The following is a 12,530-nucleotide window of genomic DNA, read 5'->3' on the forward strand; positions in this document are numbered from 1 at the left end:
AGGCGTTGCCGCCTCCCCTTCGATGAGCCAATACGCAAATACCGAATCCACTTGGGCCGTGCAAGCGAACGCGTGCGGATCGACGGCGCCCACCGCGGCCTTAATGCTTATTCGACACACCTGCCTGGGCGAAGGTCGCCATGCCGGAATGACAGGCGGCAGCAGCCTTGACGATACCGGCGGCAAGGGCGGCACCGGTGCCTTCGCCGAGCCGCATGCCGAGCGCCAGAAGCGGCGTCTTGCCGAGCATCTCGATTGCGCGCAAATGCCCGGGCTCACCGGAGACATGGCCGATCAGGCAATGATCGAGCGCGGATGGATTGGCGGCTTTCAGGATCGCCGCCGCCGCGGTCGCGACATAACCGTCGATCAGCACCGGGATGCGCTCCATGCGGGCAGCAAGGATGGCGCCGGCCATCGCCGCGATCTCGCGGCCGCCAAGCCGGCGCATGATCTCCAGCGGATCGTCGAGATGGTCGCCATGCAGTGCCACCGCCTTTTCCACCGCCGCGATCTTTCGCTCCAGCATCTCGCCTTCCGAACCGGTGCCGGGTCCCACCCAGTCACGCGCCGAGCCGCCGTAGAGCGCATAGTTGATCGCCGCCGCAATCGTCGTATTGCCGATGCCCATCTCGCCGATGCAGAGCAGGTCGGTGCCGCCGGCGATCGCCTCCATGCCGAAGGCCATGGTCGCCGCGCAATCGCGCTCGGAAAGCGCCGCCTCCTCGGTGATGTCGCCGGTGGGGTAATCGAGCGCCAGATCGAAGACTTTCAGCCCGAGGTCATAGGCGACACAGATCTGGTTGATTGCAGCACCGCCCGCCGCAAAATTCTCGACCATCTGTTGCGTCACCGTTGGCGGAAAGGGCGTGATGCCCTGCTTGGTGACGCCGTGATTGCCGGCAAAGATCGCCACCAGCGGCCGGTTGACGGCAGGTGTGCGGCCCGTCCAGGCAGCAAGCCAGAAGGCGATTTCCTCGAGCCGTCCGAGCGCGCCCGGTGGCTTGGTCAGCTGCGCGTCACGTTCGCGCGCCGCCACCAGCGCGCGGGCATCCGGTCCCGGCAGGTCACGGAGCAGGGTACGGAAATCGTCGAACGGCAGGCCTGAAACGCTCATCTGTGCGGTTTTCCTATGAATCCGGGTATTCTTGTTTTTTTCCCGCAAATCAGCTTCTTTGCGGGTGGCAACTCTCTTAAAGCGGGCGGACGAGGCGAACAACTCCAAAAGCGCCGCCGCGACCATAAGCCGAGACCTCCGGCAGAACGAAGCAGAATGAAGATCAAGGACTATGCGGTCGATACCGCCCGCGCCGTCGCCTTCCTCAGCCGCATTCCCATGCCGCAATCGCTGTTCAAAGGCTATGACGGCAGGCTCGGCCGGCTGGTGCGCGCCTTTCCCTTTGCCGGCATCGTCATCGGCTTCATCCCCGCACTCGCCCTCCTCCTGCTTTTGGGGCTGCGTGCGGACCCGCTGATGGCAGCCTTGATCGCGCTTTCCATCCAGGTCCTCGTCACCGGCGCACTGCACGAGGACGGTCTGGCCGATACGGCCGACGGCATCGGCGGCGGCAAAAGCCGCGAACAGAGCCTCCTCATCATGAAAGACAGCCGGATCGGCACCTATGGCGCGATAGCGCTGATCCTCTCCTTGGCGATCCGCGCCGCCGCGCTTGCTGTGATCGCCCGCCATTCCTCGCCGCTCACGGCAGCCCTCGCCATTCCCGCCGTCGCGGCTCTCAGCCGCGGCGCCATCGCCTGGCACTGGCAGCGGTTGGCACCGGCAAAGGCCGATGGCGTGGCCGCCTCGACCGGCCAGCCGGACGAGGCGGCGATGCAGTTTGCGCTCGCCTCAGCCGGCCTCGTCGCAGCGCTTTTGATCTGGCCTGCCTTCGGCCTGCGGCCGCTGGTTGCAAGCCTTCTCGCCACCGGCATCGCAGGGTTTGCCTTCACCGCTTTCATCCGCCGCAAGCTTGCCGGCCACACCGGCGATACGCTGGGCGCGACGCAGCAAATTTGCGAGATCGCCACTCTTTGCGCCCTTGCCACGGCACTTTGAAACTCCGATATATCCTTCATGCAAACACCCTGCATTCACCTCTGCTCCCTGGAGCCCAGCACCGGATTTTGCGCCGGCTGCGGCCGGACTCTTCAGGAAATCGGCAGCTGGACGAGCTATTCCGACACTGAGCGAAGGCGGATCATGGCGCTGCTGCCGGCAAGGCTTGCAGGCGCCACCACGGTGCCGAACCTTATGAAATCAAGCCTCGTCGCCGGGCCGGAGCGGCCTCTATGATTCGTTTGACCGTCTTCCTCGTCGTAATCGGCATCGGCCTTGCCGTGCTGATCGTCAACAATGACAACAGCCGCATTCTTGGCCTGCAGAGCGATGACTTCGGCCGCGTCGTCTATCTGCTGCCGATCGCGCTGATGCTGTCTGCCGGCATCTGGGCGAGCCGGCGCAGCGTCGGCGAAACGATGCGCCAGATGATGATCTGGCTGGTCATCATCCTGGCGCTTGTGACCGTTTATCTCTATCGCCAGGAAGCGCTCGGCGTCGGCAACAGGCTGCTCGCCGGCCTCGTTCCCGGCCGCGCCGTCGTCGTCACGACAAGCGAGGGCGGCCAGGAGATCATTCTGCACAAGCTGCTGAACGGCCATTTCCAAGCCGATGTCGCGGTCAATGGCCAGACGGTCGAGATGCTCGTCGATACCGGCGCCAGCATGGTGGCGCTGTCGCGCGAAGATGCCGAGCGGATCGGCATCGATCTCTCCCGCCTCACCTATTCCATGACTATCATGACAGCCAACGGCCGCGGCCGCGCAGCACCCGTCACGCTCGACCAGGTAGCGATCGGCCCGATCGTCCGCAACAATGTCGCAGCCAGCGTTTCCGAGGATGGCCGGCTCGACCAGAGCCTGCTCGGTATGAGCTTCCTCGAAACGCTGGGCTCGCTGCAGATGCAGACCGACGAACTCCGCATGCGCGACTAGTTGCGGCTCCGCCGCTTTACGGCGACGACCGGATCTGGCAGCTTGAGCGGAAGAACAACAAGACCACAAAGAGCAAAAAGAAACTCCTGCCGCATAAATCCTTAAATCGGAATCGATTTAAGGATTTATGCAACAATTCAAAGTGCTACAGCGTCCTTTGCGCGTCTGAAAAGACGCGCGGCGCTGTAGTCTGGTGGCACCACATGTTCGGCCGGCCTTCGCCCGCGGCGAGGCCTTGATCCATGGGTGCGACAGGAGTTTCGCGATGAATTCACTCTGGCCGATCGTCATCGGCGGCATTCTGCCCGCCCTGTTCTGGGGCATCACCGCCATCTTCCAGAAGCAGAGCGCCACGGCTGCCACCGGCTCCGCCATCTACCTGATCGCCTTCGGCGCTGCCTGCGCGCTCGCCGGGCTGATCGCCGCCCTGATCTGGCGCCCTGCCCCCTGGACCGCCGAAGGCCTTGGCTTTGCCGCCACATCAGGCGCCTGCTTTGCCGTCGGCACCGGCCTCATCAGCTTTGCGCTTTTCACTTATGGTGTCCCCGTCTCGAAACTCGCCCCGATCTGGAGCTGCAACGTGCTGGTGACGCTGGCAATCGGCGCCGTCTTTCTCGGCGAAGCCTCCGAGCTCGACATCGTAAAGCTCGTCGCCGGCACCCTCCTCATCATCTCCGGCGCCCTTCTCGTCAGCAGCGCCTGACGGAAAACTGGCGCAATATGCAGCAGCAGAAGACGAGCAGTTCGCCGCCCCATGCTCCTGCGTTGCAGCGCGTTCCGCTTTGTTGATATCCTGCGTCACGGCGCCTCCGCGCCATACCGGAGCTCGACATGAACCCACGACAGTTGAAGACATTCCTCGCAGTGATCCGGCACGAAAATCTCACGCGCGCCGCTGCCGAGGTCAATCTCGCTCAGTCGAGCCTCAGCGACCAGATACAGGCGCTGGAAGAGGAACTGGGCGCAGACCTCTTCCTCCGCTCCCGGCAGGGCGTCGTCCCGACACCGGCAGCCGCGGTCCTCAAGGCCTATGCCGAAGAGATACTGGCACTGAACGACGAGGCGAAGGCCGCCGTCAGTGCTGCAGCCGGCAACGCCGCACAGTCCATCACCTTGGGGACGCTCGAAACCATCGCCGCCGAAAGGCTGGCGCCCTGGCTGTCACTCTTTCGCAAGAAGAACCCAGACGTCGGCCTCAAGCTCAAGGTCGGCGGCAGCGGCGAATTGCTTGCGCAATTGCAGCAGGGCTCGATCGACGTCGCCTTCATCTTCGATCGCGGGCAGCAGGATGAACGCTTCTTGACGCGCCGCATCGGCAGCGAACCGCTGGTGCTGATTGCCGGCCGAGATTCGCAAGCCCGACCACCCGCAAGCCTCGCGGCACTGAGCACGGCACCCTTCGTCGCCACCGAAACCGGCTGCGTCTACCGGCACCTGTTCGACACTGCCTTTGCCGAAGCGCGCATTGCAGCGCCTTCAATCGTCACGGAAGCCGACAGCATCGCGACGATCGTCCGGCTCGTTGCCTCCGGCACCGGTTATGGCCTCGTCCCGCGCCTTGCCGTCGGCCCGGCCGCAGCGCGGGGCAACCTCGTCGAACTGCCATGGCCGGGCAAACCACCCGCAGCCTCGCTGATAATGATGTGGCGGCGCAGGCGCGTGCAGCCGCCGGCGCTTACCCTCCTGCTGCAATCGGCAAGCGAAGAACTCTCGCCGCTCAGACCAGGCGATGCCCGCCTTCGACATGCAGGATAGTACCTGTCGTAAATCCGTTGCCGATCAGGAAGCGGATCGCATCAGCAATATCATCGGGCCGCCCAACGCGTCCGGCCGGCAGGCGCTGTGCCATCGCGTCGAGCGTCGCCTGCTTGGCGTCGCCGGCGACGAAGCTCCAGATCGGCGTGTCCACCCATCCGGGCGACACCGCGTTGATCCGGATCGGCGCCAGTTCGACAGCAAGCGCCCTGACCAGGCCTTCGAGCGCCGCATTGACGGCTGCGACCACGGATCCCCGCGCCGCCGGCCGATAGGCCGCGACACCTGACGTATAAGTAATCGATCCTGAGGGCGGCAGATGGGCGGCCCCGTATTTCGCCAGCAGCAGCGGCCCATAGAACTTGCTTTCGACCACCCTTTGCGCCGCCATAAGCTCGATCGTAGGCAGCAGTTGATAGGCGCCTTCGATATCGGCCGCCGTGCTGACGATGTGATCGACCGGCCCGCTATTGCAAAACAGCGCCGCGACCTCTTCCTCGCGCGATATATCGACGGCAACCGTCGCCAATCCAGGATGGTCACCGAGATCGCGGCGGGCCGCCGTAAGCTTATCTTCGCTGCGTCCGGCGATCATCACCGCCGCCCCTTCCCCGAGCAACCGCCTCGCCAGCGCCAGCCCCATTCCGGAACTGCCGCCAACAATAATGATCTTCGCGCCTTCGATCCTGATATCCGTCATCTGCCATCTCCTTCTCGGCTGATGCAGCAGATGCCTCGCATCAGAGCGGAAGAAAAACGGTAGAAACCGATGGTGTCATCGGGTTTTCCGATGGCGCGTATTCGGGTGATTGATCAATTGCGCAGCCGGTAGCCGGTCTTGAAGATCCAGGCGAGCGTTCCTAGGCAGATCACCAGGAACACCGTGATCATCGCCAGGCTGATCGCCGGATTGACGTCGGCGATCCCGTAAAAACTCCAGCGGAAGCCGCTGACGAGATAGAGCACCGGGTTGAGGTGGCTGACCGCCTGCCAGAAGGGCGGCAGCATGCTGACGGAATAGAAGCTGCCGCCGAGAAAGGTCAGCGGCGGCACCACCAGCATGGGAATGAGGTTCAGTTGTTCGAAATTCCCGGCCCAGATGCCGATCATGAAGCCGAACAGGCTGAAGGTGATCGCCGTCAATAGGAAGAACAGGATCATCATGAAGGGATGCTCGATCCTGACGTCAACGAAGAGATTGGCGGTCAGGAGAATGATGAAGCCGATGATCATGCCCTTGGTCGCCGCCGCTCCGACATAACCGAGCAGGATCTCCGTCATCGCCACCGGCGCCGAAAGCACCTCGTAGATCGTGCCGGTGAATTTAGGGAAATAGATGCCGAAAGAGCCGTTGCTGATGCACTGGCCGAGCAGCGTCAGCATGATCAGGCCGGGCGTGATGAAGGCGCCGTAGGACACGCCCTCCACCTCCTGAATACGTGAACCGACAGCGGCGCCGAAGACGATGAAATAGAGCGAGGTCGAGATGACGGGCGAGATGACGCTCTGCAGCAGCGTGCGGCGCGTGCGCGCCATCTCGAAGAAATAGATCGATTTGACGGCCTCGACGTTCATTTTTCCGCTCCCACCAGCGCCACGAAGATGTCTTCGAGCGAGCTTTGCCGCGTCGAGAGATCCTTGAAATGGATATTGTTCTCGCCGAGCCGGGTCAGCAGTGCCGCAATGCTTTCCTGTTCGTTGCCAGCGTCGAAATCATAAGTCAGCCGGTTGCCGTCCGCCTCCAGCGTCAGCCCGTTGCCGGCAAAACAATCCGGCAGACGGCTCAGCGGTTCAGTGAGATCGAGGATGAGCTGCTTGCGGCCAAGCTTGGCCATCAGCGCTGCCTTGTCCTCGACAAGCAGCAACTCGCCGCCGTTGATGACGCCGACACGGTCGGCGATTTCTTCGGCCTCTTCAATATAATGGGTGGTCAGGATGATTGTGACGCCGGAGGCTCGAAGCTCTTCGACGACATGCCACATGTCCTTGCGCAGCGTCACATCGACGCCGGCAGTCGGCTCGTCGAGGAAAAGGATATCCGGCTCATGGGAGAGTGCCTTGGCGATCAGCACCCGTCGCTTCATGCCGCCGGAGAGCTGGCGCAGCATATTGTCCTTCTTGTCCCAGAGCGAGAGCGCGCGCAGCACCTTCTCGATGTGGGCAGGATTGGCTTTCTTGCCGTGCAGCCCGCGCGAAAAGCTGACTGTATTGAACACCGTCTCGAACTGATCGGTGGTGAGCTCCTGCGGCACCAGCCCGATCATCCCGCGGGTGGCGCGGAAATCCTTCACCACGTCGTGGCCGGCGACCAGCACCCGGCCGCCGCTCGGATTGGCGATGCCGCAGATGATCGAGATCAGCGTCGTCTTGCCCGCGCCGTTCGGCCCGAGCAGCGCCAGGATCTCGCCCTTTTCGACGTCGAGATTGATGCCCTTCAGGGCCTCGAACCCATTGGAGTAGGTCTTGGTGAGGTTCTGAACGGAAATGATGGGGGCCATGCGGGACTCTTGCGGATTCTCGGAAGTTACTTCGGCCCGCTATATAGTCCCTTTGTAACGCTTTAACATCCTTAAGCGCATGAACACTGCATTCACATGCTGCCAACACAGTTGGCCCGCCGAAGCGGTTGGCCGGCGAAAGAAAGGCGGCGCCCGGCTTCAGATGTCATCATCCGGTGATCTTCGTGCCCGATAAGAGAGCCGAGGTCAGCACCGGCATCCGCCCCGCCGCCCACCCCTTTGCGGAGCCGTCTCGGGTGTTCTCGTTGCGCCCCTTTTTTTGCTGCCTCGGCATGTAGTGAAAGTTATTGTTCAGTCACGAAGTGCTTGGAACCGGCCAGTATCCCCTGTTCAGCCGCGTTCGTCTTAGCCGGCCCTGTGCCGGCTTTCTTTTTTCGTTCATCCGCACCTCGCTCTTTCCGTGGCTCGCTGCGGATGAAAGGGATCAAGGGTATCCCTCACAGCTCGTCGTAATTGAACCAGTCGAAATCCGCGGCCTTCGCCCGACCCGATGTATCGAAGGCAAACACGCCAGCGAAAGCGCCGGTGAAGGAGCCGTGTTCGCCGCGTCCGCCCTCGTCTGAGATCACTCCGGCATCGAGGACCGGGCCGATTGGTTGCCAGGCGCCCTTGCCTTCGGTCTGCCAGAAGAATTGCAGGTCGTTCTCGCGGATTTCCATGGCGAGCTGGACGCGGCCCTCGACGGCAATCGCCACGCCGCTTTCGGCGGGAAAACTGAGGCGTCCGTTCGGGTAGTCGCCGTTGCAGGAGAGGATCGTCACGCAGCGGCCGAGTGTTTCGTGCAGCGTCACCGCAACGGCGTGAAATTTGTGGCGGTTGTAGTAATGCGTCAGCCCCGCCACCTGCTGGTAGGTGTCGGGTGAGAATTCGACCACGGTCTCGGCGCGGAAACTGTGATGTTCCTGGCGGCGGGCAACCAGCGACTGTTCGAACCAGGAGCCGATGCTTTCGCGCGCAATCAGGCGCAGATGGCCGGGACGATCCGTCAGGTTGAAGATACGCGAGGGCTCAGGCGTGCGCAGCCACTGGAAATCGGCAGGCAGCGTGCCGCCGTCGAAGCTGTATTCGCTGCGCATCGGCTTTTCCACGGGCACCGCGCCGGAGAGGCCGGGCACATCGACATCGGGCACGGTGGTGCCGTTTTCGAGATAGAGCCAGTCGTCGTCGCGCCAGACGCACTTTTGCAGGGCGGTCTCGCGGCCCAGCGTGCAGCGCCGCTTTGGCGGCAGCGGCCGGCCGCAAAGATGGGTGTGATAGGCCTCGCCCTCGGGCGTTTCGACATATTGGCCATGCCCTGCCCGCTGCAGTACCGCGCCCGGATGATCCTTGGAGGTGATGAGATGCATGTTCGGATGCATCTCATAGGGCCCGTCGATATTACGCGACCGCGCCATGGTGACGGCATGGTCGTAGCCGGTGCCGCCCTCGGCGGTGGTGAGATAATACCAGCCGTTGCGCTTGAAGAGATGCGGGCCTTCTACGAGGCCGAGTGGGCTGCCGGCGAAAATGTTCTTGATCGGCCCCTTCAGCGCCTTTGTCGCCGGATCCCATTCCTGCAGCAGGATTCCGTCGAAGGCCGGCGATTTCGGCGAGCCGCCATAGCTTTCGGTCCGGTGGTTCCACTGCATGTTGACGAACCACTTGCGGCCGTCATCATCGTGGAAGAGCGAGGGATCGAAGCCGGAGGAATTGACATAGACCGGCTCGGACCATTCGGCCTCGATCGTGGGGGCCGTGACGATGTAGTTCGGCGCATCCTTGAAATTGCCGTCGTAGCGCTTGACGTCGGTATAGACCAGCCAGAACTGCCCGTCGGCATAAGACAGGCACGGCGCCCAGATGCCGCAGCTATCGGGATTGCCGCGCATGTCGAGCTGCGATCTGCGCTCCAGCGGCCGGCGCACCAGCGTCCAGTTCACCAGGTCGCGCGAATGGTGGATCTGCACGCCGGGATACCATTCGAAGGTCGAGGTGGCGATGTAATAATCCGCGCCGACACGGCAGATCGACGGGTCGGGGTTGAACCCCGGCAGAATGGGATTGCGGATCATGACAGGGTCTCCTCCGACCGGCGGCGCTTTTTTGCTGTACGTACATCACATTATAGCAGTAAACGGCCCGGAAGACTTGCCTCCGGGCCTGATGTGACTATGCGCGTTCGGCGGACTTGGCCCAGAGGTTGATGTCCGCCTCACGGGCATAGACGTCGATCTCGGCAAGCTCCTCGACGCTGAATTCGAGATTGTCGAGCGCCTTGACGCAATCGACGATCTGCGACGAGCGGCTGGCGCCGATCAGCGCCGAGGTCACGCGGCCGCCGCGCAGCACCCAGGCGATCGCCATCTGCGCCAGCGTCTGGCCGCGCCTTTCGGCGATCTCGTTGAGCTTGCGGATATTGTCGATGATCGAGGGGCGGATGTAGTCCTTCTTCAGGAAATGGTTTTGCGCCGCGCGGCTGTCGTCGGGAATGCCGCCGAGATATTTCGTCGACAGCATGCCCTGGGCAAGCGGCGAAAAGACGATCGAGCCCATGCCGACCTCATCCAGCGTATCGAGCAGCCTGTCGTCCTCGACCCAGCGGTTGAGCATCGAATAGCTCGGCTGGTGGATCAGGCACGGCGTACCGAGCTCCTTGAGGATTGCCGCGGCTTCGCGCGAGCGCTGCGAATTATAGGAGGAAATGCCGACATAGAGCGCCCGGCCAGAACGGACGATATGGTCGAGCGCGCCGCAGGTCTCTTCCAGCGGTGTTTCCGGGTCGAAGCGGTGTGAATAGAAGATGTCGACATAGTCGAGGCCCATCCGCTTCAGGCTCTGGTCGCAGGAGGCGATCAGATACTTGCGGCTGCCCCATTCGCCGTAAGGGCCGGGCCACATGTCGTAGCCGGCCTTGGATGAGATGATCAGTTCGTCGCGAAGCCCGACGAATTCGCTGCGCATGATTTCGCCGAAGGCGGTCTCGGCGCTGCCGGAAGGCGGGCCGTAATTGTTGGCGAGGTCGAAATGGGTGATGCCGAGGTCGAAGGCCGTGCGGCACATATCGATTTTGCGGTCATGCGGCGTGTCGCCGCCGAAATTGTGCCAAAGGCCGAGAGAGACGGCCGGCAGCTTCAGGCCGGAACGGCCCGTGCGGTTATATTTCATTTTCGAATAACGGTCTGCGGCCGGTTGCCAGCTCATGAGACTCTCCTTGATCAAAATATCTGTGTAGTCGTCATGCTCGGCTTGTGCCGAGCATCTGCCATCCTGTTTGCAGATCCTCGGCACGAGGCCGAGGATGACGGTTCTGGCGGGATGTCTCGCGATCCAGCGAGATCCCGAGGCATCTTCTTATCACCTCAAAAGCGCCTGCGCTTCTTCGATGCCAAGCGCTGCCGGTTGCGTGCAGGTCGTGGTCAGGTCGATGAAACGGCCCTCTTCGCCCGATTTCAGGATCGAGGTCATGACGTCGACGCCGTGCAGCGTGCGGTCGAGCGAGCAGCGCGCATCGCGGCCCTCGATCAGCGACATCGCCATGTCGGCAAGGCCGGCGGTGCGGTAGTTGGCGCGCGATCCGTTCGGGCTTTCCTGGTTGATCTTGCCGAATGGATGTTCCCACGCATCGAGCGGCTTGATGTCCCTGTCGCGGCCGCTTGCCTCGACGGTGCCGCCGAAGAAGTTCGGATCCGGCACGTAGAGCGAACCGTCGGTGCCGTAGAGCTCCATATTGGCATGGCGGTGCGACCACACATCCCAGCTCGCCGTCAGCGTCACCGTGGCGCCGTTGACGAATTCGAGCAGCGCCTGGATCGTCGTCGGCGTCTTGACCGGGATGATCTCACCATTGCGCGGCTGGCTGGTGATGGTGCGGGTCGGCGACGCCATCGAGGTCATGCCGCCGACACGTTTGACCGGGCCGATCAGGTTGATCAGGTTGGCGATGTAATAGGGGCCGAGATCGAGGATCGGGCCACCGCCCGGCAGGAAGAAGAAATCCGGGTTCGGATGCCACATCTCCATACCCGGGCTCATCACGTAGCAGGCGCCCGAAGTCACTCGGCCGATGCCGCCGTCGTCGATGAACTTGCGGGCGAGCTGATGGGCGCCACCGAGGAAAGTGTCGGGCGCGCAGCCGACGGCAAGGTTTTTTTCCTTGGCGATGCGGCGAAGCTCCTCGCCCTCTTCGAGCGAAAGCACCAGCGGCTTTTCGGAATAGACGTGTTTTCCGGCCTCGAGGATCGCCTTCGATACCCGGAAATGCGCATCCGGGATCGTCAGGTTGACGACGACGTCGATCTCGTCATTGGCGAGAAGCTCGTCGATCGTCTGCGCTTTGACGCCATATTCCTTGGCGCGCGCCTCGGCCGCCTGCGCGTTGATATCGGCGCAGGCCAGCACCTTCAGCCCCTTGAAGAGCGGTGCCAGCGAGAAGTAAGTAGTGGAGATGTTGCCGCATCCGACGATGCCGACGCCAAGTTCCCTGGTCATGATGAAGCCTCAGTAGGTCTGGAAGGATGCAATCGAGCGGCTGATATTGCGATCGATGTCATTCGGGTTATCGTGTTCGACGACGTAGTGCTTGGCCTTGGTGGCGCGCAATGCCGTCATCAGCCTGGCCCACTCGACCTTGCCGTGACCGACATCGGCCCAGCCGCTCTCATCCGTCGCTTCGCCGGCCGGTGCGATGTCCTTGACATGCACGGCGGTGATCCGCGATCCGAGCTTCTCGATCCAGGCGAAGGGATCGGCGCCGCCACGGATGACCCAGGCGATATCGGCCTCCCAGGAAATGTCGGGCGCGCCTTCGAAGATGTGCTCGATCGGCCGCGAGCCGTCCTGCAGCTTGAAGAACTCGAAATCGTGATTGTGCCAGCCGAATTCGTAGCCGGCAGCCTTGTAGGGCTTGCTGATTTCCTGCAGGCGCTTGCCGAAGGCGATCCAGCCGGCAGCATCGGACGGGCGTTCCTCGGCGGCGAGATGCGGCGCATAGATCGAATCCATGCCGAGGATCTTGGCAATGTTCAGCGACTTCTGAACTTCCTTCTCCAGGAAATCAGGGCTGAAATGGCCGCTCGCCATCACCAGGCCATTCTTGTCGAGCTCAGCGCGAAGGCTCTTCAGCCCGGCATCGTCGAGATCGGCATAGATGCCCCCGAAGCCCTCGACCTCGGCATAGCCCGCTTTGCCGAGCTTTTCGAAGATCGCCGAATAAGGCTGGAAGTTGCGGGCGCTATAGAGCTGGTAGCTGAGTTTCGTCATCATGTTCTCCTTGGGCCTCGTGCCCAT

The 12,530-nt window shown here is 62.5% G+C and carries 13 protein-coding genes; 5 read left to right on the forward strand and 8 right to left on the reverse strand.

What is annotated here, in order from left to right:
* Window positions 1-100 precede the first annotated feature (100 nt).
* Window positions 101-1,117 carry a nicotinate-nucleotide--dimethylbenzimidazole phosphoribosyltransferase gene (gene cobT / locus RL_RS14355; protein ID WP_011652311.1) on the reverse strand — a complete coding sequence of 339 codons (1,017 nt, stop codon included), beginning with the start codon at window positions 1,115-1,117 and terminating at the stop codon, window positions 101-103.
* 156 nt (window positions 1,118-1,273) lie between these two features.
* On the opposite strand from cobT, the gene RL_RS14360 reads away from it, so the two are divergent.
* The 5 genes from RL_RS14360 (at window position 1,274) to RL_RS14380 (ending at window position 4,746) form a co-directional block, all read left to right on the forward strand.
* Window positions 1,274-2,056, forward strand: coding sequence for an adenosylcobinamide-GDP ribazoletransferase (locus tag RL_RS14360; RefSeq protein ID WP_011652312.1), 783 nt, complete (start codon window positions 1,274-1,276; stop codon window positions 2,054-2,056).
* An 18-nt stretch (window positions 2,057-2,074) separates the two neighbouring features.
* Window positions 2,075-2,293, forward strand: a complete 219-nt coding sequence (locus tag RL_RS37570) for a DUF1289 domain-containing protein (protein ID WP_041936352.1) — start codon at window positions 2,075-2,077, stop codon at window positions 2,291-2,293.
* On the forward strand, window positions 2,290-2,991 hold the full coding sequence (locus tag RL_RS14370) for a TIGR02281 family clan AA aspartic protease (protein ID WP_011652313.1): 702 nt from the start codon (window positions 2,290-2,292) through the stop codon (window positions 2,989-2,991). The genes RL_RS37570 and RL_RS14370 overlap by 4 nt, the downstream gene beginning before the upstream one ends.
* Window positions 2,992-3,256: 265 nt before the next feature.
* Window positions 3,257-3,694: an EamA family transporter gene (locus RL_RS14375; protein ID WP_011652314.1), complete on the forward strand. Its 438-nt coding sequence runs from the start codon at window positions 3,257-3,259 to the stop codon at window positions 3,692-3,694.
* 128 nt (window positions 3,695-3,822) lie between these two features.
* Window positions 3,823-4,746, forward strand: coding sequence for a LysR family transcriptional regulator (locus tag RL_RS14380; RefSeq protein ID WP_011652315.1), 924 nt, complete (start codon window positions 3,823-3,825; stop codon window positions 4,744-4,746).
* Here the strand turns inward: RL_RS14380 and RL_RS14385 are convergent.
* The 7 genes from RL_RS14385 to RL_RS14415 form a co-directional block, all read right to left on the reverse strand.
* Complete coding sequence (locus RL_RS14385; protein WP_011652316.1) at window positions 4,709-5,446, reverse strand: SDR family oxidoreductase; 738 nt, start codon at window positions 5,444-5,446, stop codon at window positions 4,709-4,711. The genes RL_RS14380 and RL_RS14385 overlap by 38 nt on opposite strands.
* Window positions 5,447-5,559: 113 nt before the next feature.
* Window positions 5,560-6,321, reverse strand: coding sequence for an ABC transporter permease (locus RL_RS14390; RefSeq protein ID WP_003540416.1), 762 nt, complete (start codon window positions 6,319-6,321; stop codon window positions 5,560-5,562).
* Window positions 6,318-7,244, reverse strand: a complete 927-nt coding sequence (locus tag RL_RS14395) for an ABC transporter ATP-binding protein (RefSeq protein WP_003540418.1) — start codon at window positions 7,242-7,244, stop codon at window positions 6,318-6,320. The genes RL_RS14390 and RL_RS14395 overlap by 4 nt, the downstream gene beginning before the upstream one ends.
* A gap of 458 nt (window positions 7,245-7,702) precedes the next feature.
* The gene (locus RL_RS14400) at window positions 7,703-9,316 is read right to left on the reverse strand and encodes a glycoside hydrolase family 43 protein (protein WP_011652317.1); all 1,614 of its coding nucleotides are present in this window, start codon (window positions 9,314-9,316) and stop codon (window positions 7,703-7,705) included.
* A 97-nt stretch (window positions 9,317-9,413) separates the two neighbouring features.
* The gene (gene mgrA / locus RL_RS14405; RefSeq protein ID WP_011652318.1) at window positions 9,414-10,445 is read right to left on the reverse strand and encodes an L-glyceraldehyde 3-phosphate reductase; all 1,032 of its coding nucleotides are present in this window, start codon (window positions 10,443-10,445) and stop codon (window positions 9,414-9,416) included.
* Between the two features lie 153 nt (window positions 10,446-10,598).
* On the reverse strand, window positions 10,599-11,732 hold the full coding sequence (locus RL_RS14410; RefSeq protein ID WP_011652319.1) for a Gfo/Idh/MocA family protein: 1,134 nt from the start codon (window positions 11,730-11,732) through the stop codon (window positions 10,599-10,601).
* A 9-nt stretch (window positions 11,733-11,741) separates the two neighbouring features.
* Window positions 11,742-12,503: a sugar phosphate isomerase/epimerase family protein gene (locus RL_RS14415; protein WP_011652320.1), complete on the reverse strand. Its 762-nt coding sequence runs from the start codon at window positions 12,501-12,503 to the stop codon at window positions 11,742-11,744.
* Window positions 12,504-12,530: the final 27 nt, after the last annotated feature.

Source organism: Rhizobium johnstonii 3841, assembly GCF_000009265.1.
Taxonomy (GTDB): Bacteria; Pseudomonadota; Alphaproteobacteria; order Rhizobiales; family Rhizobiaceae; genus Rhizobium; species Rhizobium acaciae.

Bases quoted from the DNA above. Each gene is read 5' to 3' on its own strand.
- RL_RS14400 (WP_011652317.1), bottom strand. From the start codon at position 9,316: ATGATCCGCAATCCCATTCTGCCGGGGTTCAACCCCGACCCGTCGATC.
- RL_RS14385 (WP_011652316.1), bottom strand. From the start codon at position 5,446: ATGACGGATATCAGGATCGAAGGCGCGAAGATCATTATTGTTGGCGGC.
- RL_RS14370 (WP_011652313.1), top strand. From the start codon at position 2,290: ATGATTCGTTTGACCGTCTTCCTCGTCGTAATCGGCATCGGCCTTGCC.
- RL_RS14395 (WP_003540418.1), bottom strand. From the start codon at position 7,244: ATGGCCCCCATCATTTCCGTTCAGAACCTCACCAAGACCTACTCCAAT.
- mgrA (WP_011652318.1), bottom strand. From the start codon at position 10,445: ATGAGCTGGCAACCGGCCGCAGACCGTTATTCGAAAATGAAATATAAC.
- RL_RS14360 (WP_011652312.1), top strand. From the start codon at position 1,274: ATGAAGATCAAGGACTATGCGGTCGATACCGCCCGCGCCGTCGCCTTC.
- RL_RS14415 (WP_011652320.1), bottom strand. From the start codon at position 12,503: ATGACGAAACTCAGCTACCAGCTCTATAGCGCCCGCAACTTCCAGCCT.
- RL_RS14390 (WP_003540416.1), bottom strand. From the start codon at position 6,321: ATGAACGTCGAGGCCGTCAAATCGATCTATTTCTTCGAGATGGCGCGC.
- cobT (WP_011652311.1), bottom strand. From the start codon at position 1,117: ATGAGCGTTTCAGGCCTGCCGTTCGACGATTTCCGTACCCTGCTCCGT.
- RL_RS37570 (WP_041936352.1), top strand. From the start codon at position 2,075: ATGCAAACACCCTGCATTCACCTCTGCTCCCTGGAGCCCAGCACCGGA.
- RL_RS14375 (WP_011652314.1), top strand. From the start codon at position 3,257: ATGAATTCACTCTGGCCGATCGTCATCGGCGGCATTCTGCCCGCCCTG.
- RL_RS14410 (WP_011652319.1), bottom strand. From the start codon at position 11,732: ATGACCAGGGAACTTGGCGTCGGCATCGTCGGATGCGGCAACATCTCC.
- RL_RS14380 (WP_011652315.1), top strand. From the start codon at position 3,823: ATGAACCCACGACAGTTGAAGACATTCCTCGCAGTGATCCGGCACGAA.